Below are 18,781 nucleotides of genomic sequence, written 5' to 3'. Positions count from 1 at the left end.
TATTAGGATCGGGTCCGGCGCAGAACAGGCCCCCTCACAACCTGTTCAGACCACTGGCAGGTGACTGTGATCGGGCGTGAGCCAGCCATGATAGCGGATCAACTGCCCGACCAGCGGCGCGCGGGCGGACACGTCAAACCGGAACCGGCCCTGATCGTCCTGCCATTCGACCGTTGATGACTGCGGAAGCAGCGTGTTTGGAACGGCAATGCCCCACAGGGTCAAACGCCGGATATTGATCTGCAAACGCGCCCCGGCCACAACCGGTTTCAACCAGATGGACAAGGCACCAAAATCCTCTCGCACGCAGTTGGACTGTCGATCAAAAGACAAGCGGGACTGGGTGATATGCCCTCCGAAATCGCGCCTCCATTCCCATCCCGGCCCGCGCCGAGACACCGTGACCCTGACCGAAACGTCGCGCCCGGAGTGGGGGAACCCCCCTAACCACAAAGACAAACCGGCCAGCCACCCTTGTCCCCGCTGAATATCGCAGCGACCGATGTATGTGCCTTCCTTGCTGTGCAAGTCATGTAACGCCTCGGGAAGCCCTGTCGGTTCCGCCGCAGCCTGCAAAAATGGATCCATCTAAAACCCTTGCACAGCAAAGCGCGAGCGGGTCGCCGCATCCGGCACAAGGCAGGTTTCCGACCTTCCGAAGATGGCATATCGGTTGCGTGCAATCGCGTGATAAAGCGGATCCTTCACAAACCTAGGCAGGATCCGGCACAGCGACAGAAAACGCCATGGCCCGCGCAACTGCCCCATCGCCACTGCGAAGGCATCGAGGCGCTGATGAACCACGCCATTCGCAATCACAAGATTGGTTTCAAAATCCTGCGTTGGCAGACCGAGTTCCCGGTAAAGGCGCTGCCCCAATGGTGACTGAGCTGTAGCAAACTGAAACACCTGCGCCTTGTCATGCCGCAGCATAAAGCGGAAAAACCCGGAACACAGGACACAGACCCCATCAAAGACGATGAGGCTGCCATCGTGAGTTTTCCGCGAAACATCAGGCTTTTGCATGACATCACCGCCTTTCCGCGATCTGCGCAAAAATACGGTGTCACGCAGCGTTCGATCAGGCAATGCGACAAGAATGGCGGGACGGCGCGCGTGCCGGGGAGCCTCCGCGCGATCGCGGCGATCGCATGGTGGCTCTGACCTCATCCCCATAAAGGTCGCGACCCGACAGCACTGACGATGTAGGATACGTTCGGGGCAATCTCTTGATCGCATCGGACAATTCCATTCGATTTCCGGACATTTCAGCCTATGATCCCAATGCGCCTAACAGGTTTCACACCACCTAGGGCGGTTTTGGTTAAATGCATTAGGGCACCGCAATGGATGTTGATATTGGCCGTCTTCATATCCTGACCCAATCGCTGGACCGGCACAGCGGCAATGCCTCGACCTCGCAACGCGTTCTGGCGCAAAGCGGGTTGGCACCCGACCATATGGATCCCGCCGCCACCACCTATGACGCGCATAAAGAAGCGCTGTTTGTCCGCTATGCCTGCGACGCGCTTCGCGACATCACCTTTGCCGCGCGGGCCGGATTGGACGTGACCTCGGTTTCAACCCTGACAGCATATATCAGCAAGTATTCCCGCGATTTGAAGCAAGTGACCGAAAACACGTCCCGGTTTCACGGTATAATTGACCCCTCTATAGCGTTCAGCTTGCGCATGGCCGGGAATTTCGCAGCGTTCGAGGCGGATTGGAAAGACCCCAGCTTTGCCCGCTATCATCGCAGAACCGAGTTTCTGTTGTTCGCCGCGCTGGCGCGAATGCGGAACCTGACCCAGACACAGTTCTATCCCATCGAAATGCGGTTTCAGCACGAAATCGGCGAAAACGCGAAGGCCTTTCAGAAACTTGCAGGCTTTCCGGTTGTTTTTGGTGCAGAACGGATGGAGATCATTCTGTCCTTGTCCTCATTGGACCTGCCCGTTCCAACTTACGACCCAAAGCTGCGCGCGCATCTGCTGGAATATGGCGAGCGTATCCTGGCCGAGCGCCGGTCCCCCCAGCAAAAGACCCGCGCCAAGGTCGAAGGGCTGATCACCCGCTCGCTGCCCGGCCATATCATGCAGGCCGAAGAGGCCGCTGCCAATCTGGGCATGAGTCCCAGAACTCTTGCCCGCAGGCTAAAGGATGAAGGCACCAGCTTCCGAGAGATTGTCGAAGACCTGAGATGCGATCTAGCGCAGACCTTCATCACCAACCGGATGCCGCTGGCCGAGATCGCCTATTCGCTGGGATATGCGGATCAGGCGGCATTTTCGACCGCGTTCAAGCGGTGGACGGGTCAGGCCCCCAGCGCCTTCAAAACCCGTGTCGAACACCCGATCCGCAACTAGAACCGGGGGTCATCAGCAATTGTGCCTCGCCCCGGCCCGTCCCATGAGTGGACAGGGCCGATATAAGGGTGTGCCGAACCCGATCCTTGTGAGTTCGCGCCAATGTGTTTGGCGTGTTAGCCAACCGTGATGGCAAAGAAAAAAGGCGCCTCGGATCCGGGGCGCCTTTGATTTCTATTGATCCAGGAAAGATCGCAGTTTGCGCGACCGGCTGGGATGTTTCAGCTTGCGCAGCGCCTTCGCCTCGATCTGGCGAATACGTTCGCGGGTCACGCTGAACTGCTGGCCGACCTCTTCCAGCGTGTGGTCGGTGTTCATGCCGATACCAAAACGCATCCGCAGAACCCGTTCCTCGCGCGGGGTCAGTGAGGCCAGAACGCGGGTTGTGGTTTCCTTGAGGTTTTCCTGAATGGCGCTGTCCAGCGGCAGAACGGCATTCTTGTCCTCGATGAAATCGCCCAACTGGCTGTCTTCCTCGTCGCCGATGGGCGTTTCCAGGCTGATCGGTTCCTTGGCGATTTTCATCACCTTGCGAACCTTTTCCAGCGGCATCTGCAGCTTTTCGGCCAGTTCTTCCGGCGTAGGCTCGCGGCCGATTTCGTGCAGCATTTGGCGGCCGGTCCGGACCAGTTTGTTGATCGTTTCGATCATGTGAACCGGAATACGGATCGTCCGGGCTTGATCCGCGATGGACCGCGTGATCGCCTGACGGATCCACCATGTCGCATAGGTCGAGAACTTGTACCCGCGGCGGTATTCGAACTTGTCCACCGCTTTCATCAGGCCAATGTTACCTTCCTGAATAAGATCAAGGAATTGCAGGCCACGGTTCGTGTACTTTTTGGCAATCGAGATCACCAGACGCAGGTTGGCTTCGACCATTTCCTTCTTGGCCTGACGCGCCTCTTTCTCGCCCTTCTGAACCTGCTGCACGATGCGACGGAATTCAGAAATATCCAGACCGACATATTGCCCGACCTGAGCCATATCGTTGCGCAGTTCCTCAACCTTGTCGGTCGAGCGTTCGATGAACATCTGCCAGCCCCGGCCCGGCTTTTCCGCCATCTCGGCCAGCCAGTTCGGGTCAAGCTCGCGCCCGCGATAGGCATCGATGAACTCACGACGGTTGATACGGGCCTGGTCGGCCAGTTTCACCATCGAGCTGTCCAGCGACATGACCCGGCGGTTGATGCCGTAAAGCTGGTCAATCAGCGCTTCGATCCGGTTGTTGTGCAGGTGAAGCCCGTTCACCAGCTCAACAATTTCAGCGCGCAGCTTCTGATAGGTCTCTTCGTCTTTTTCGCTGAACGAGCCATCCTCGTTCAAAGTCGCGGAAATCCGGCTGTCCTGCATTTCCGACAGCATCGAGAAGTCGGTTGAGATCCGTTCCAGCGTGGTCAGAACCTGATCTTTTAGCGCGGCTTCCATCGCGGCCAGCGACATGTTGGCCTGATCGTCGTCGTCATCGTCATCGTCATTGTTCAGCGGGTTGCCGTCGGCATCCAGTTCGGGGCCGGTGTCCTTGGCGGGCTTGGCGGCCTGAACGGCGGATGTATCCACCACAGGCTCCTGAACATCGCCGTCCTCGTCCATCTGGTTGCCAAAAGTGGTCTCCAGATCGATGACATCGCGCAAGAGGATGTCTTCGGACAGCAATTCGTCATGCCAGATGGTGATTGCCTGGAAGGTCAGCGGGCTTTCGCACAGACCGGCGATCATGGTGTTCCGGCCAGCCTCAATCCGCTTGGCGATGGCAATCTCGCCCTCGCGGCTCAGCAGTTCGACGCTGCCCATCTCGCGCAGATACATGCGGACGGGATCGTCGGTGCGATCCAGTTTTTCGGTGGCGGCACCAGCCAGCGCAACCTCACGGTTGCTTTCCGTGGTGGTCAGTTCGGTCGAGCCCTTGTTCTCTTCCTCTTCGGCCTCTTCATCTTCGATGATGTTGATGCCCATTTCGGACAGCATCGACATAACGTCTTCGATCTGTTCCGAACTGACCTGATCAGGCGGCAGGACCTGATTGAGCTGATCGTAGGTGATGTAACCTTTCTCGCGGGCCTCGGCGATCATCTTCTTGACCTGGGCCTGGCTCATGTCCAGCGAGATTTCCTGTTCCTGCTCGTCGGATTTGCGGTCTTCGTTCGTATCCTTGGCGGCCATTCAATGCTCCTGCAGGGATGGGTGATTCGTTGGAACCGAATCATTAGCGCGTGAAACTGATTCGGCCACCCGTTTACCCGTTTTTCTTTTCCAGTGCCTTATGAAAACACCACTTTACCGGCGTTTCCGCTCGAAATTGATACCGGACATGATCGCCTCAAACGCATCCTTCTCGTCGCGGTTGATTCGCGCACCGTTGTCGGCGATGTCGAAAATGGCCCTGTCCTCGTTCTGGCTGCGGCTTGCGCGGTTACGCTCTTCGGCGGCCTGACCCACCCGATACGTCAGTGACTCATCAGCCAAGTCGGACAGTTCCTCAGTTGCTTCGGCAATCTCAGCATCCAACCCCCGGAGCGCTTTGATTTTCGCGAGTTCCTCGGCCAGCGTCATCTCGGCCTTTTCAACGTCGCCCGGTTTGAACACACAGGGGATCACTGCGACATGGCGAAGGCCCAGCAGGTTTTCAAGGGGCTCGGGCCCCAAAGTTTCAGCGATGTGGTCTTTCAGATTGTCCGGGTCGTCGATCGCATGGCGCAGAATGGCATCGCGCAAGGCCGCGTGATCCGGATCGCGGCACTCCATATCCTCAAGTTGGTGTTCGAACTGAACAACCACCTGCGGGTTCAGAATGGCAATGGCCAGAATGGCCGCCTCACGCAGGTGGATATCCGCATTCTCCGAAGAGGCCAGGAATGACGACCGCGCGCCCGGCGTTGCCGGTTGCTTCGGCGGCTGCCATTTGCCACGCGGTTGCCACGCACGGTTTTGTGACTGTCTCTGCGGGCGAAACAGTTGCCAGCGCAAATCCTTGATCTCTTGCCCGTAATGGGACCGGATCGATGGGTCGCGGATCAACTTGATCTTATCGCGCAGCACCTTGTCCAACGCCGCCTTGCGTTCGGGGCTGTCGAATACTTTGCCTTCGGTTTCGCGCTGCCACAGCAGCTTGACCATCGGGATCGCACCATCGAGAACTGCTTGTACGGCCCCCGGCCCTTCGGCGCGCAGCAGGTCGTCAGGGTCCTGCCCTTCGGGCATGATGGCAAAGCGCAGGGACTTACCAGCTTCCAGCAACGGCAGCGCCAGATCAACCGCCCGCATCGCCGCGCGCAGACCCGCCGTGTCACCATCCAGCGCGATGATCGGCTCGTCCGAAACACGCCACAGCAGTTGCAGTTGATGTTCGGAAATCGCCGTCCCCAAAGGGGCCACCGACGCACCAAATCCGGCCTCGGCCAGCGCGATCACGTCCATGTAGCCCTCGGCCACGATCAGCGGCTGCCCCTTGCCCGCCGCCTGACGCGCGGGGCCATGGTTGTAAAGACTGCGGCCTTTGTCGAACAGGTCCGTCTCGGGTGAGTTCAGGTATTTGGCGTTGTCATTCGGGTCCATCGCGCGACCACCAAACGCAATGCAGCGCCCGCGCGGATCGCGGATCGGATACATGATCCGGTTGCGGAACGTGTCATAGGGCTTTTTGCCCTTGTTCGAGGGCTTGGCCAGCCCTGCGCCCAGGATCAGATCCTCGGCCACGTTCTTATTGGTCAAATGATCCCACAGCGCCTGCCAGCCATCGGGGGCAAAGCCGATCTCCCACCGATCCAACGCCTGCGCATCCAGACCCCGGCGCGTCAGGTAATCGCGTGCGGCAGCCCCTGCCCCGGTCTTCAGTTGCAGCCGGAAAAACTGCACAGCCTGCTCCATCACATCAGCCAGTTGCGAGCGGCGATCCTGCTTTTCCTGCGCTTTGGGGTCACGGGCAGGCATCGGCATCCCGGCCTCGCGCGCCAGAATCTCGACCGCTTCGATGAACGAGACATTCTCGGTCTCTTTCACGAAACTGATGGCATCGCCTTTCGCGTGGCAGCCAAAGCAGTAATAAAATCCTTTTTGATCATCTACATGAAATGACGCGGTTTTTTCGTGGTGAAACGGGCACGGCGCCCACATATCTCCCTTGCCCTGATTGGATTTGCGCGGGTCCCACATGACCTTGCGGCCAACGACCTGAGACAGGCTCAGCCGGGTGCGCAACTCATCCAGAAATCCGGGGGGCAAAGACATGGATCAAACCTGCCAGAAATGAAAACCCGCGCCAAGGGGAAGGCACGGGCTTATCCACAAGGAAATGCGGGATTGTGGATTACTGCTGCAAACACAGCTCCAACCAGGCGGCACCGAGGTCCTTTTTACGCACGTCGCGCATCTTCTGTTCGTAGACCCAGGGCGTGATCAGCGGGATCGCGGCATTGTAGTTCTCGGGCCAGGTCGGACTGCTGTCGGCAACGGCCTGCGGGACATCGCGTTCCTTCACCCTGTCCAAACGCGCCTGCTGAATCGCGGCAACCACATCGGCCTGATACTTGCAGCTTTCTTCCTTGGTTTCAGCAGCGGCCAAGGGCGTGGCAAGCACAGCGGCGGCGATAGCGATACGCAACATTTAGGTCTCCCGGAATCGTTTGTTCGACGGCAGCTTACCCGCCCGCAGCCAGACCTGCCATTGCCCATTTCGGAAAGGTTGTTGGTGTTTCATGAGGGGGCGGACCAACCGCCCCCTTCCGACCGAGATCAGAGGCCCTTGGCCCGATAGCTGCTGGCCACGCGGTCGATTGCGACAATATAGGCCGCGGTCCGCAAATCCTCGACATCGTCGCGGCTGTGCCAGACCTCGCGCATCGACTGGTAGGCAATGCGCATGGTGTCATCCAGGCCCGACCGCACAAGCTCCAGCTCGTCCGCGCCCTTCAGGTACTTGGCCTTGAAGTCCGGCGACATCGACCAGGCATCACCGAGATAGCGATCGAGCCGCTCCAATTCGCTGACAATCAGCTCATGCCGCGCCTCTTCCTGACGGCGCTGCATCCGGCCAAAGCGAATATGGCTGAGGTTCTTGACCCACTCGAAATAGGACACCGTCACACCGCCCGCATTGGCATACATATCAGGGATGATCACCGTGCCCTTTTTGCGCAGGATTTCATCTGCCCCGGCCGTCACCGGACCATTCGCGGCTTCGATGATCAGCGGCGCCTGAATGCGCTCAGCGTTGCTGAGATTGATCACACCTTCCAAAGCAGCCGGAATCAGGATGTCGCATTCGGCCTCCAGCACGGCCCCGCCTTCGGCAGAGTGGGTCGCGTCCGGGTAATTCTTGACGCCGCCATGCTTGACGATCCACTGGCGCACGGCTTCGACGTCGATACCGTCGGGGTTATACAGCGCCCCATCCCATTCGATGATCCCCACAATGCGCGAGCCATCTTCTTCGCTGAGGAATTTCGCAGCGTGATAGCCCACATTGCCGAGCCCCTGCACCACAATGCGTTTCCCGTCCAGTTTGCCGGACAACCCGGCTTTGGCGATGTCTTCCGGGTGGCGGAAAAACTCGCGCAGAGCATACTGAATGCCGCGCCCCGTTGCCTCGACCCGCCCGGCGATTCCGCCCGCGTTCAGCGGCTTGCCGGTCACACAGGCCCGCGCGTTGATGTCGGTTGTGTTCATCCGCGCGTATTGGTCGGCCATCCAGGCCATTTCCCGTTCACCGGTCCCCATGTCAGGGGCCGGAACGTTTTGCGACGGATTGATCAGGTCACGCTTGGCAAGCTCATAGGCAAAGCGCCGCGTGATCTGCTCCAGCTCATGTTCCTCATACTGGCGCGGATCGATGCATAGCCCGCCTTTCGAGCCGCCAAAGGGCGTTTCAACCAGCGCACATTTGTAGGTCATCAGCGCGGCCAGCGCTTCGACTTCGTCCTGGTTGACCGCCGTGGCGTAACGAATACCGCCTTTTACAGGCTCCATATGTTCGGAATGAACCGAGCGATAACCGGTGAACGTGTGAATTTCGCCGCGCAATCGAACACCGAACCGCACCGTGTAGGTGGCGTTGCAGACCCGTATCTTTTCCTCCAACCCCGGGGGCATATCCATCAGGGACGCCGCCCTGTTGAACATCAGGTCAACACTCTCACGAAAGCTGGGTTCTTTGATGCCGGTCATAAAATCCTCCGTACCGGTAACTGACAAACGTCATGACGTTTTGTCGCACCACTTACTCGATGCTGCAATCTTCTCTTGCACTTTTTTTCATCACTTCCTGAAGGATTGGTTATCGGCTAAGGGCCTGAGTCGTCCGGTTAAGACTCCCCTGGGAATTGTTCGCCCTGACGAAACAAAGCTGACAAGCAACCCCAAACTGCGGCCGATTTTCATTCAATAATAGCATCATAGTGGCAAAGGCGCCCAAATCTCGCCACGTTCCACGGCTAATTTATTAAAGTTGCGACGGACTGAGATCAGTGTGCCTGACCGGCAGAGGGACTCATTATGAAGAAATTTGACTGGAAGCGGATTATCGACAAACCAAAGCGCGCAGACCGGCATGGATCTGCGCCGCATTCGTTTGTCCGGTCAGAAGACGGGACCATGACGATCTTTACGCTGGTCCTTATAATGATCGTATTTGCCGTCGGAGGATTTGCCGTTGACATCATGCGCTTTGACCACGAGCGCGCGCGGCTTCAATACTCGCTGGATCGTGCAGTTTTGGCGGCGACCGACCTGGCGCAGGACCTTTGCCCCACAGAAGTCATCGAAGATTATCTGGATAAAGAAGGTTTAAAAGAATTTCTTCTGAAGGATCAAATTGTCATCGAACCTGCAAACCTTTGCGGTTCCGACGCTGTGACCATTGAAGGTTTCCGTCGCGTCGAGGCGACCGCAGTTATGCCCGTCAAAATGCACTTCATGCAGTGGTGGGACGTTGATACGATCACGACTTCGGTTGTCAGCGCCGCGGAAGAAGCGCTGGGGAATGTCGAGATTTCGATGGTTCTGGATGTTTCTGGCTCGATGAACCGAAACAGCCGCCTTACGACGCTGAAACTGGCGGCACAGGAATTTGTGCAGGAAATGGTCGACAAATCCGAAGACGGCAAAATGTCGATTTCGATCATTCCTTATGCGACGCAAGTTGCGCTGCCAGATTCTGTGATGGGGTATCTTAACACAGACGGCGTTAATCCGCACGCAAACTGCATCAACTTTGAAACCGCGCAGTTTCAGACCAGCGATTTCGATCTGAACCTGGTGTATGATCGCACACTGCATTTCACTCCTTGGAACAATTACGACCAGCGCCCGGTGAATAACAATCTGGTCTACAGCGAAATTTGTGAGACCGACGAGAACCGTGAAGCAATGATTTTTCAGAAGGATGCAGACCTTCTAAAAGATAAAATTGAATCGTTTGTCGCGGATGGGAATACGTCGATCGACCTTGGCGTTAAATGGGGCCTGACCCTGCTTGACGACAGCTTCCAACCCGTAGTTGCGCAGATGGCGGCCGCAGGTGATGTTCCATCCGAGTTCGCATCTCGCCCGGACAACCCGCGAAGCGGTGATACACTCAAAGTTATGATACTTATGACGGACGGTGCGAATACGACCCAATACTGGACGAACGATCCCTACCGCGATGGTAAGTCCGGCGTTTGCTGGAACGATGGGCTGAACGAATACGTTTCATACGCAGATTTGGATGAAAATGACGAAATCACCATTGAATTCGGTACAGACTACATCTGGCCAGATGTCGACATGATCGAATGGGACTCGTCAAATGGCGGCGCGTATTGGGTTAGAGACGAGCTCCAGCCCACTTGCTTTGGCAACACGATTGTAAACACCGATACCCTCACTTACGTAAACGCGGACAGCGTCGCGACAGCTGAAGAAGTGGACCCAACCGGTGAGTACGTAAGGGGGTTTATTCAGTACCGTTGCCTGGCCTTCTCCGGTACCACGGGTGAATGCGTAAGCCTTGATAGGGACAATCCGCGCGTAAAAACCTACCTCGACTTAGACGTACAGCCTTCGGACAATCTGACGTGGCCAGAGTTGTGGGAACGGGCAACGCGATACAACCTGTACCAGCGCTTCTATGACTACTACGGTTCTAGCTGGGCGTACGATTTTTACTATGACGCCGTTTCGTCAAGCGGCCAGGGTACGAAAGATCCTCGTGTGCGCTCGATGTGCACCTACGCGAAAGACCAAATGGGTGTCGTAATCTTTACTATCTCGTTGGAAGCCCCGAGCGCAGGCCGTGCGATAATGCAGCACTGCCGCACGGACGTCGGAACATATTATGAAGCGACACCAGAAGATCTGCCAAACGTATTTGCCTCGATTACATCGAGCATTCGGAACCTGAGGCTCACACAATGATCAAACGTCTTGTAAATAATCTGCGCCGATTTCGCAGCAAAGAAGACGGAATGGCCACCATCGAATTCGTCTTTTGGTTCCCGGTCTTCATGATGACAACCTATTCCGGTGTCGAAATGGGGATCGTGGCCTGGAACCACACCAACCTGGAGCGGGCACTGGATGAGACCATTCAGGACGTCCGTATGAACCGTATTGAAGAATACGATTCTAGCATCGGCGCAGTGTGGACGCATACCTTGCTGAAACAGATCATTTGCGACAAGGCTGGCGTCATCCCGGATTGTTTCGACAATCTGGCATTGGAAATGCTCTCGATCAATCCTTACGCAGAAGACAGTATCTTCAGCGACAATCCCGAGTCAGATCTCGGCAGCGTATTCAGCAACCCTTATTGCGTTGATACGCCTGAAGAAGTGCGCGGAAAAGAAGACCAGTTGTTCACGCCCGGTACGTCCAATCAATTGATGGTCGTTCGGGCTTGCATTGAAGTCGATCCGCTGTTTTTTGGCACAACGCTGGGACGATTGGCCCAACAAGACCCAGACGGCCAGTACGAACTGCATTCAACAACGGTGTTTGTCCATGAACCGTTTTAAGAAGTACATCGTTCAACCAACAGCCAATCGGCTCGCACGTTTCTTCCGCAAGGAGGACGGGATCGTGAGCATCGAGGCGGTCATGATTTTTCCGCTTCTGTTCTGGTCAATCTGGGCCTCCTACACATTCTTTGACGGCTATCGTCAAAGCGCTCGAAACCTGAAGGCGGCCTATGCAGTCGCTGACATTCTTTCTCGCGAAAAGAACTTGGTTACGGCCAATTACATTTCGAACATGTATGACCTGCAAAAATTCATGGTCGCAGACCGGTCAACTGTGTCTATGCGAATTTCTTTCGTCCGCTTTAACGCGGGCGAAAACGAAGCGGACGGAGGAAGCTACGAAAAGCTCTGGTCTTGCGTCCGAGGCGACAGCTTTGACGAATTGGATAACCAAACTCTTAACGAAGAATTCAAAGGGCGTATTCCTGTAATGGCGGACAGGGCCACAATGATCCTGGTCGAAACAAAAGACTGGTATACTCGACCCTTCAGAATCGGGTACGGGGATCATTCGTTCGCCATCGACAAGTTTATTTTCACTCAACCGCGTGGATATACGCAGATTGTCGCAGCTGACGACTGCTAAACCCCTTCCCTCTCCATCAGCATGGCCGAGAGCATTTCTGACATGAACTTGGCCTCGGAGGCGGCGGTCATGCCGCCGACGCCAACACGTCGTCCAAGCCGCCACCACAATCCTGGTGCCCAGGTGTTACCCGGTTTCGACCGCATGCGGACCAGAAATCCGTTTGACGGCTTGAAGGCGAACACGCCCCGGTCCACCGCTTCGATCTCGTCCACGATTGCGATCACCTGCCCTGTTCCGGTGCGCAGTTCGGTACGGGTCAGTTCGATCCGGTCCTGCGTTGCGTGCCAGACGCGATAGGCCAGCCACATAGCCGCCCCACCAACGATCAGCAGGAAAATCTGCCACACCAGCGCGGGTGGGGTGGCAAAGGCGACATACAGAACAAGAAGGCCAACAGTTGACAACATAGCAACCCCCGCCCAGCGTCTGGGCGCTGAGGCCTCTATTGTTGCCAGCACTTCATCTTGCATGGATGCCTCCGCTTTGTACGGGACCCGTCTATCCGCTTTTTCCACGGAAAAACAGGGCCACCGATATCTGCACAAATTCGCACAAGTCCAGTGGGTTTATGCAAATTGACCGCAGCAATGCAGGGGTTACATGCTGTGCAAAGGAATAGGAGGCACTCATGTCCCTGAGACCCACTTTGGAAACCCGCAAAGCCATGCCCACGATGGAAGGGGCTGGCGTCAAATTACATCGCGCGTTCGGATTTCAGGATCCGTCGGAACTGGACCCGTTTCTGCTGTTCGATGATTTCCGCAACGAGCGTCCGCAGGACTATCAGGCCGGATTTCCATGGCACCCCCATCGCGGGATCGAAACCATCACCTATGTGCTGGCCGGAACGGTCGAGCATTCGGATTCGCTTGGCAACAGCGGCACGCTGGGCGCAGGCGATGTGCAATGGATGACCGCCGGGTCGGGCATTCTGCATCAGGAGATGCCGCACGGGAATACCAGCGGTCAGATGCATGGCTTTCAACTTTGGGGCAACCTGCCCTCGGCCCAGAAGATGACTGCGCCGCGCTATCAGGATGTGCAAAGCAAGGACATCCCCGAGGTCATCGACGATGACGGCACAATCGTGCGCGTGATTGTGGGTGAGTTCTGGGGCAAGACCGGCCCGGTGGATGGCATTGCAGCGGACCCTCAGTATCTGGATGTTCAGATCCCGGCGGGTGTGAAAAAGACCTTTCGCATCGATACCTACCGCCGCGCCTTTGCCTATGTCTTTCAGGGGCAGGCCGCGTTTGCCGATGCCTCGCAGCCAACCGGCGTTCTGTTGGAAAAAGAAATTGCCGGGGAAGAGGTGAACATCCGCGATATGTCCGGTGACCGTACTCTGGTGCGCTTTGGAACAGGCGATGAGGTCACCGTTCAGGCCGGGCCCGAGGGCGTGCGCTTTCTGCTGATCTCGGGCGCGCCGATTGATGAGCCTGTGGCCTGGCATGGCCCGATTGTGATGAACACGCGGGCCGAACTGGAACAGGCGTTTCGCGAACTGCGCAACGGCACCTTCATCCGCCCGGCGCATTAGCCGTCAAAGCGGCCTGGCTTCGGTCAGGCCGCGACCGCGCGGCGAACCATGTCCCAGTAAATCTGCTCGACCTCGTCCAGCGACAGCCGCCCTCCGGCCCGATACCATGTCATGACGCCGTTCAGCATTGCGATCACCGCAAGCGTCGCGATCTTGGTGTCCGAAATCGCAAATTCACCCGCTTGCTGGCCCTTGTGCAGGATCGTTTCCAGCGCGTCTTCGTATCGGCGGCGCAGGTCTTCGATCTCGGTAAAGTTCTCGGGCGTCAGATTGCGCAACTCCATATAGGCGATAAAGACCTCGTCCGGGCGTTCCAGATGGAAGCGGATATGGAAACCAACAAAGCGGCGCAACGCCTCTTGCGGATCGGATGCGGTGTTCAAATCGGCATAGGCCTGCAACAGATCCTGCATGTGTTCGCGCATCAGGCGGAACAGCAGGCTTTGTTTGTCCGGGGTGTAGTTGTAAAGCGCCCCGGCCTGTACCCCGACCTCTTTTGCGATCTGGCGCATCGACACCGCCGCATAGCCGTGACGGGCAAAAAGCCTTAACGCGGCGCCGCGAATGCGCGGTCCGGTGATGTCCGAATGTGATCCCTGTGTGCGTGCCATGAAAACACCGTATCTGAACAAACGTTCAGATAGAAGCCCGCTTGATCCGATCCGGCAAAAGGTGCATCACGGGGGGACCTGCGCCAGAGAGAGCCTTTGTCGATGAAAGCTTTGCCCTTTTTGATCCTGACGGTTGTTCTGGCAAGCTGTGCCGATATTCCGGAGTTGGACGGGGTCGAACCGCGCGGGATCCAAAAAGCCGCCTATCCACGTCTGATCCCGCTGCAGGACACGCTGGGCGCACCGGTGGATCCTGTCAGCGAGGCGGAAGAGGTCGAAGAAGACCTGACCACCCGCAGCGAGGCGCTGAAGAAAAAGGCCGAAGCGCTTCAGAACGCTGAAACCAACTAGCTTAAACCGGTCAGGGCCTAGTGACGGATTGCACCCCCGGCCTGAACCCGCTAAGGCAGCGCTGAACGGACAAAAGCGTCCGGTTTCAGAACATGTCGAGCGGAAAGGAACCCACGGAATGACACAGGCGCTGCGGCTTGGAATTGCGGGCTTGGGAACGGTTGGTGTGGGTGTCGTCAAGATCATCCGCCGTCATGCGGATCTGCTGCAGGCCCGCACGGGGCGTCGGATCGAAATCGTGGCCGTGTCGGCCCGCGACCCCAACAAGGATCGCGGCGTGAACCTCTCTGACTATGCGTGGGAGGTTGATCCGGTCGCTTTGGCCAAGCGCGACGACATTGATGTCTATGTGGAACTGATGGGCGGCGAGAACGGTCCGGCCAAAGCCTCGGTCGAGGCGGCGCTGGCCAGCGGCAAGGATGTGGTCACCGCCAACAAGGCGCTGCTGGCGATCCACGGTCAGGACCTTGCGGAACAGGCGGAGGCCGCAGGGCGCGTCATCCGGTTCGAGGCCGCCGTGGCGGGCGGTATCCCGGTGATCAAATCCCTGACCGAAGGTCTGGCCGGGAACGAAATTACCCGCGTCATGGGCGTCATGAACGGCACCTGCAACTATATCCTGACCCGGATGCAATCGCAGCGTCAGGGCTATAACGCGCTGTTCGATGAATGTGCCGAGCTTGGCTATCTTGAGGCGGACCCGAACCTCGACGTCGGCGGCATCGACGCGGCGCATAAACTTGCGCTGTTGTCGTCGATCGCGTTTGGCACCAAACCAAATTTCGACGGGATCGAGATCGAAGGCATTCAACAAATCAGCCTGGAAGATATCGATCAGGCCCATGACATGGGCTTTCGCATCAAACTGCTGGGCGTAGCCCAGCGGACGGCACGCGGTCTGGAACAGCGGATGCAGCCATGTCTTGTGCCCAGCGACTCACCACTGGGTCAGTTGGAAGGCGGCACCAATATGGTCGTGATCGAAGGCGACGCGGTGGAACAGGTTGTTCTGCGTGGCCCCGGTGCAGGGGAAGGCCCGACCGCAAGTGCGGTGATGGGCGATGTCTGCGATCTGGCGCGTGGGCTGCAAATCTCGACCTTCGGCCGCCCGGCGAATTCGCTGGAAGACGCCACCCCGGCCCGCACCGGCCTGCCCGCCCCCTACTATCTGCGGCTGGCCCTGTTCGACAAACCGGGCGCGCTGGCCAAAATCGCGGCCATTCTGGGCGATGCCGGGGTTTCGATCGACCGGATGCGCCAGTATGGGCACAGCGACGACACCGCGCCGGTTCTGATCGTGACGCATAAGACCACACGCGCCACTCTGGACGTGGCGCTGGACGGGTTCCGCGACACGGATGTTGTTGCCGGTGAACCTGTCGCCTTGCGGATCGAACAGGTCTGACCCCTTGCGGCCTGCGCCCCGTGCAGGCTATGCCAGACGTAACGCCATTGCCGACCAAAGGAATACATCGCATGAGTGCTGCCAAGATCGATTTTAACGACCGCCTGTTGTCTTTGGGACTTGCGCGTGTCGCAGAACAGGCGGCGCTTGCCTCGGCCTCGCTGGTTGGCCGTGGTGACGAGAAAGCCGCCGATCAGGCCGCGGTCAACGCGATGCGCGAGCAGTTGAACCTGCTGGATATCGCGGGTGTTGTTGTCATCGGTGAAGGTGAACGGGACGAAGCTCCGATGCTGTATATCGGTGAAGAAGTCGGCACCGGGAACGGCCCCGGAGTGGACATCGCGCTGGACCCGCTGGAAGGCACCACGCTGACCGCCAAGGACATGCCGAATGCGCTGACCGTGATCGCCATGGGCCCGCGCGGGTCGATGCTGCACGCGCCGGACGTCTACATGGACAAACTGGCCGTGGGTCCGGGCTATGACGAAGGCGTCGTCAATCTGGATATGAGCCCGCGCGAACGGGTGGAAGCCTTGGCCAAGGCCAAAGGCTGTGAGCCTGCCGATATCACTGTCTGCATTCTGGAACGCCCGCGTCACGAGGCGATGATTGCCGAGGTGCGCGAGACCGGTGCCTCGATCCGGTTGATTACAGATGGCGACGTGGCAGGTGTAATGCACTGCGCGGAAAGCGAAGTGACCGGCATCGACATGTATATGGGGCAAGGCGGCGCGCCCGAGGGCGTTCTGGCCGCAGCCGCGCTGAAATGCATGGGCGGTCAGATTTTTGGCCGTCTGCTGTTCCGCAATGATGACGAACGTGGCCGTGCGGCCAAAGCGGGCATCACCGATCTGGACCGTGTCTATGCGCGCGATGAAATGGTGACCGCCGATGTGATCTTTGCCGCGACCGGCGTGACCGGCGGCTCGCTGTTGCCGCGCATCAAGCGCGAGCCGGGTTGGGTTGAGACGACCACCTTGCTCATGCGGTCCAAAACCGGGTCGGTGCGTCGTATGTCCTACCGCACGCCCATGTGGTCGCATAACGACGGCTAAGCGGCTTGCGCCGCTGCCTTCGGCGACCGTATTTTGAACGAGAAGAAGGGCCGGGTCCGATTGGGTCCGGCCTTGGCACATGAGGGGCGCGATGGGTTTTCTTGGGGTTGAGCAATCTTTGACGGGGCGGCGTTGGGTGGGCCCCTCGCCCGAGGTTGAGCGCGCGACCGAGATGCTGGCCCAACAAGCCGACCTGCCGCGCGCGGTTTGTCAGGTTCTGGCGCGGCGCGGTGTTCCTCCGATGGAGGCGGCGGGGTTTCTGGAGCCGAAGCTGAAAGAGCTGTTGCCGGATCCGCGCAGCTTGAAGGATATGGAAGTTGCGGCGGCACGGTTTCTGAAAGCTGTTCGGGACAAACAGCGGATCGCGGTTTTCGCGGACTATGACGTGGATGGCGGCAGTTCGGCAGCTTTGCTGCTGGTTTGGTTACGTCAGATGGGGTTACAAGCGACGCTTTATGTACCCGACCGGATTGATGAGGGGTACGGGCCGAATGTTCCCGCCATGCAGGAATTGGCGGCGCGGCACGATCTGATAATTTGCGTTGATTGCGGCACTTTGAGTCATAAGCCAATCGCGGCGGCCAAAGGCGCGGATGTCATCGTTCTGGATCACCATCTGGGCGGTGAGACCCTGCCTGATTGCGTCGCTGTGGTGAACCCGAACCGTCAGGACGAAAGCGGCGATCTGGGCTATCTCTGCGCGGCTGGGGTGGTCTTTCTGATGCTGGTTGAGGCCGGGCGGCAAATGCGTGAAGCCGGGGCGAAGGGACCGGATCTGGTGTCTCTGCTGGATCTGGTCGCACTGGCCACCGTCGCCGATGTGGCCCCTTTGATCGGGGCCAATCGGGCTTTGGTGCGGCAGGGGTTGAAGGTCATGGCCGGGCGGCAACGGCCCGGTCTTGTTGCCCTGTCGGATGTCGCGCGGATGGATTCCGCACCAAACAGCTATCACCTTGGGTTTCTGCTGGGGCCTCGGGTCAATGCGGGCGGGCGCATCGGTCAGGCCGATCTGGGCGCGCGGTTGCTCAGCACCGACTCGATGACCGAAGCCGAAGCCCTGTCACAGCGACTGGATGCGTTGAATTCCGAACGACGTGACATTGAAAATGCCGTGCGCGCTGCAGCGCTGGAACAGGCTGAGGAACGCAGACTGGACGCGCCGCTGGTCTGGGCCGCTGGCGAGGGCTGGCATCCTGGTGTGGTCGGCATTGTCGCCTCGCGCCTAAAGGAAGCCGCGAACCGCCCCGCCATCGTCATCGGCTTTGACGGGGATGAGGGCAAAGGATCGGGCCGGTCGGTGTCGGGTGTCGATTTGGGGGCTTCGATCCAGCGGCTGGCGGCCGAAGGGCTGCTGGTCAAAGGCGGCGGCCACAAAATGGCGGCGGGGCTGACCGTGATGCGGGACCAATTGGAACCGGCGATGGAACGTCTGTCGGAACTGCTGGCGAAACAGGGCGCCGGGCAAGGCGGCCCGGCGGACCTGAAGCTGGATGGTGCTTTGATGCCCGGCGCGGCCACAGTAGATCTGATCGAACAGATTGAAAAGGCAGGCCCTTTTGGGGCCAGCGCCCCTGCCCCACGCTATGCCCTGCCCGATCTGCAAGTACGGTTTGCCAAACGCGTGGGCGAGTCGCATCTGAAACTTTCCCTGTCCGACGGGCTGAGCAGCGGGTTGGACGCCATCGCCTTTGGGGCATTCGACGGGCCCTTGGGCGAGAGGCTTTCGAACCACGGCGGCGCGCGCTTTCATTTTGCAGGCCGGCTCGAAGTAAATTCCTGGTGTGGTCGTCAAAACGTACAGCTTCGGCTTGAGGATGCGGCGGAGGCCAATTGAGCGGATTTCCGGTCTGTTTCGAGCCACCAAAAAACTT

At 58.4% G+C, this 18,781-nt stretch carries 17 protein-coding genes; 9 read left to right on the top strand and 8 right to left on the bottom strand.

Going from position 1 to position 18,781, the window contains the following annotated elements; all coding sequences use genetic code 11:
* Window positions 1-45 precede the first annotated feature (45 nt).
* Both ACR0KX_RS05345 and ACR0KX_RS05340 read right to left on the bottom strand, forming a co-directional pair.
* Window positions 46-588: a DUF4166 domain-containing protein gene (locus ACR0KX_RS05345; protein WP_170517726.1), complete on the bottom strand. Its 543-nt coding sequence runs from the start codon at window positions 586-588 to the stop codon at window positions 46-48.
* Window positions 589-1,026: a thiol-disulfide oxidoreductase DCC family protein gene (locus tag ACR0KX_RS05340; RefSeq protein WP_480708005.1), complete on the bottom strand. Its 438-nt coding sequence runs from the start codon at window positions 1,024-1,026 to the stop codon at window positions 589-591. It lies immediately after the preceding gene.
* 320 nt (window positions 1,027-1,346) lie between these two features.
* Here ACR0KX_RS05340 and ACR0KX_RS05335 point away from each other — a divergent pair, with 320 nt between their 5' ends.
* On the top strand, window positions 1,347-2,366 hold the full coding sequence (locus tag ACR0KX_RS05335; RefSeq protein ID WP_170517721.1) for an AraC family transcriptional regulator: 1,020 nt from the start codon (window positions 1,347-1,349) through the stop codon (window positions 2,364-2,366).
* A 174-nt stretch (window positions 2,367-2,540) separates the two neighbouring features.
* Here the strand turns inward: ACR0KX_RS05335 and rpoD are convergent, their stop codons facing one another.
* The 4 genes from rpoD to ACR0KX_RS05315 form a co-directional block, all read right to left on the bottom strand.
* A complete protein-coding gene (gene rpoD, locus ACR0KX_RS05330; protein WP_170621570.1) occupies window positions 2,541-4,529 on the bottom strand; it encodes an RNA polymerase sigma factor RpoD in 1,989 nt (662 codons plus the stop codon).
* Window positions 4,530-4,643: 114 nt separating this feature from the next.
* Window positions 4,644-6,593, bottom strand: a complete 1,950-nt coding sequence (dnaG, locus tag ACR0KX_RS05325; protein WP_170621569.1) for a DNA primase — start codon at window positions 6,591-6,593, stop codon at window positions 4,644-4,646.
* Window positions 6,594-6,672: 79 nt separating this feature from the next.
* Entirely contained in the window at window positions 6,673-6,969 is a 297-nt protein-coding gene (locus tag ACR0KX_RS05320) for a hypothetical protein (protein WP_170451594.1), read from the bottom strand.
* Between the two features lie 128 nt (window positions 6,970-7,097).
* The gene (locus ACR0KX_RS05315; RefSeq protein WP_170451596.1) at window positions 7,098-8,528 is read right to left on the bottom strand and encodes a Glu/Leu/Phe/Val family dehydrogenase; all 1,431 of its coding nucleotides are present in this window, start codon (window positions 8,526-8,528) and stop codon (window positions 7,098-7,100) included.
* 327 nt (window positions 8,529-8,855) lie between these two features.
* On the opposite strand from ACR0KX_RS05315, the gene ACR0KX_RS05310 reads away from it, so the two are divergent.
* The 3 genes from ACR0KX_RS05310 to ACR0KX_RS05300 are packed head-to-tail and all read left to right on the top strand — an operon-like array spanning window position 8,856 to window position 11,945.
* On the top strand, window positions 8,856-10,757 hold the full coding sequence (locus ACR0KX_RS05310; RefSeq protein ID WP_170621568.1) for a pilus assembly protein TadG-related protein: 1,902 nt from the start codon (window positions 8,856-8,858) through the stop codon (window positions 10,755-10,757).
* Entirely contained in the window at window positions 10,754-11,356 is a 603-nt protein-coding gene (locus tag ACR0KX_RS05305; protein ID WP_170517710.1) for a TadE family protein, read from the top strand. The genes ACR0KX_RS05310 and ACR0KX_RS05305 overlap by 4 nt, the downstream gene beginning before the upstream one ends.
* Complete coding sequence (locus ACR0KX_RS05300) at window positions 11,343-11,945, top strand: hypothetical protein (RefSeq protein ID WP_170451602.1); 603 nt, start codon at window positions 11,343-11,345, stop codon at window positions 11,943-11,945. The genes ACR0KX_RS05305 and ACR0KX_RS05300 overlap by 14 nt, the downstream gene beginning before the upstream one ends.
* Here the strand turns inward: ACR0KX_RS05300 and ACR0KX_RS05295 are convergent.
* Complete coding sequence (locus ACR0KX_RS05295) at window positions 11,942-12,355, bottom strand: hypothetical protein (RefSeq protein WP_170734489.1); 414 nt, start codon at window positions 12,353-12,355, stop codon at window positions 11,942-11,944. The genes ACR0KX_RS05300 and ACR0KX_RS05295 overlap by 4 nt on opposite strands.
* Window positions 12,356-12,576: 221 nt before the next feature.
* Here ACR0KX_RS05295 and ACR0KX_RS05290 point away from each other — a divergent pair, with 221 nt between their 5' ends.
* Complete coding sequence (locus ACR0KX_RS05290; protein ID WP_170621567.1) at window positions 12,577-13,488, top strand: pirin family protein; 912 nt, start codon at window positions 12,577-12,579, stop codon at window positions 13,486-13,488.
* A 23-nt stretch (window positions 13,489-13,511) separates the two neighbouring features.
* On the opposite strand, the gene ACR0KX_RS05285 is transcribed toward ACR0KX_RS05290, so the two are convergent.
* The gene (locus ACR0KX_RS05285) at window positions 13,512-14,099 is read right to left on the bottom strand and encodes a TetR/AcrR family transcriptional regulator (protein WP_170621566.1); all 588 of its coding nucleotides are present in this window, start codon (window positions 14,097-14,099) and stop codon (window positions 13,512-13,514) included.
* Window positions 14,100-14,201: 102 nt separating this feature from the next.
* On the opposite strand from ACR0KX_RS05285, the gene ACR0KX_RS05280 reads away from it, so the two are divergent.
* The 4 genes from ACR0KX_RS05280 (at window position 14,202) to recJ (ending at window position 18,744) form a co-directional block, all read left to right on the top strand.
* A complete protein-coding gene (locus ACR0KX_RS05280) occupies window positions 14,202-14,450 on the top strand; it encodes a hypothetical protein (RefSeq protein WP_170621565.1) in 249 nt (82 codons plus the stop codon).
* A gap of 118 nt (window positions 14,451-14,568) precedes the next feature.
* The gene (locus ACR0KX_RS05275) at window positions 14,569-15,855 is read left to right on the top strand and encodes a homoserine dehydrogenase (protein WP_170621564.1); all 1,287 of its coding nucleotides are present in this window, start codon (window positions 14,569-14,571) and stop codon (window positions 15,853-15,855) included.
* Window positions 15,856-15,926: 71 nt separating this feature from the next.
* Window positions 15,927-16,910 (top strand): class II fructose-bisphosphatase, encoded by a 984-nt coding sequence (gene glpX, locus ACR0KX_RS05270; RefSeq protein WP_170621563.1) that lies wholly within the window; start codon window positions 15,927-15,929, stop codon window positions 16,908-16,910.
* 91 nt (window positions 16,911-17,001) lie between these two features.
* Window positions 17,002-18,744 (top strand): single-stranded-DNA-specific exonuclease RecJ, encoded by a 1,743-nt coding sequence (gene recJ / locus ACR0KX_RS05265; protein ID WP_170621562.1) that lies wholly within the window; start codon window positions 17,002-17,004, stop codon window positions 18,742-18,744.
* Window positions 18,745-18,781: the final 37 nt, after the last annotated feature.

Source organism: Ruegeria sp. BG5 (assembly GCF_056538425.1).
Note: the sequence above shows the minus strand (reverse complement) of the source record. Positions and strands in the feature narration are given on the sequence as shown.

Coding starts and splice junctions, on each gene's coding strand:
- ACR0KX_RS05345 (WP_170517726.1), bottom strand. CDS start 588: ATGGATCCATTTTTGCAGGCTGCGGCGGAACCGACAGGGCTTCCCGAG.
- ACR0KX_RS05340 (WP_480708005.1), bottom strand. CDS start 1,026: ATGCAAAAGCCTGATGTTTCGCGGAAAACTCACGATGGCAGCCTCATC.
- ACR0KX_RS05335 (WP_170517721.1), top strand. CDS start 1,347: ATGGATGTTGATATTGGCCGTCTTCATATCCTGACCCAATCGCTGGAC.
- rpoD (WP_170621570.1), bottom strand. CDS start 4,529: ATGGCCGCCAAGGATACGAACGAAGACCGCAAATCCGACGAGCAGGAA.
- dnaG (WP_170621569.1), bottom strand. CDS start 6,593: ATGTCTTTGCCCCCCGGATTTCTGGATGAGTTGCGCACCCGGCTGAGC.
- ACR0KX_RS05320 (WP_170451594.1), bottom strand. CDS start 6,969: ATGTTGCGTATCGCTATCGCCGCCGCTGTGCTTGCCACGCCCTTGGCC.
- ACR0KX_RS05315 (WP_170451596.1), bottom strand. CDS start 8,528: ATGACCGGCATCAAAGAACCCAGCTTTCGTGAGAGTGTTGACCTGATG.
- ACR0KX_RS05310 (WP_170621568.1), top strand. CDS start 8,856: ATGAAGAAATTTGACTGGAAGCGGATTATCGACAAACCAAAGCGCGCA.
- ACR0KX_RS05305 (WP_170517710.1), top strand. CDS start 10,754: ATGATCAAACGTCTTGTAAATAATCTGCGCCGATTTCGCAGCAAAGAA.
- ACR0KX_RS05300 (WP_170451602.1), top strand. CDS start 11,343: ATGAACCGTTTTAAGAAGTACATCGTTCAACCAACAGCCAATCGGCTC.
- ACR0KX_RS05295 (WP_170734489.1), bottom strand. CDS start 12,355: ATGTTGTCAACTGTTGGCCTTCTTGTTCTGTATGTCGCCTTTGCCACC.
- ACR0KX_RS05290 (WP_170621567.1), top strand. CDS start 12,577: ATGTCCCTGAGACCCACTTTGGAAACCCGCAAAGCCATGCCCACGATG.
- ACR0KX_RS05285 (WP_170621566.1), bottom strand. CDS start 14,099: ATGGCACGCACACAGGGATCACATTCGGACATCACCGGACCGCGCATT.
- ACR0KX_RS05280 (WP_170621565.1), top strand. CDS start 14,202: ATGAAAGCTTTGCCCTTTTTGATCCTGACGGTTGTTCTGGCAAGCTGT.
- ACR0KX_RS05275 (WP_170621564.1), top strand. CDS start 14,569: ATGACACAGGCGCTGCGGCTTGGAATTGCGGGCTTGGGAACGGTTGGT.
- glpX (WP_170621563.1), top strand. CDS start 15,927: ATGAGTGCTGCCAAGATCGATTTTAACGACCGCCTGTTGTCTTTGGGA.
- recJ (WP_170621562.1), top strand. CDS start 17,002: ATGGGTTTTCTTGGGGTTGAGCAATCTTTGACGGGGCGGCGTTGGGTG.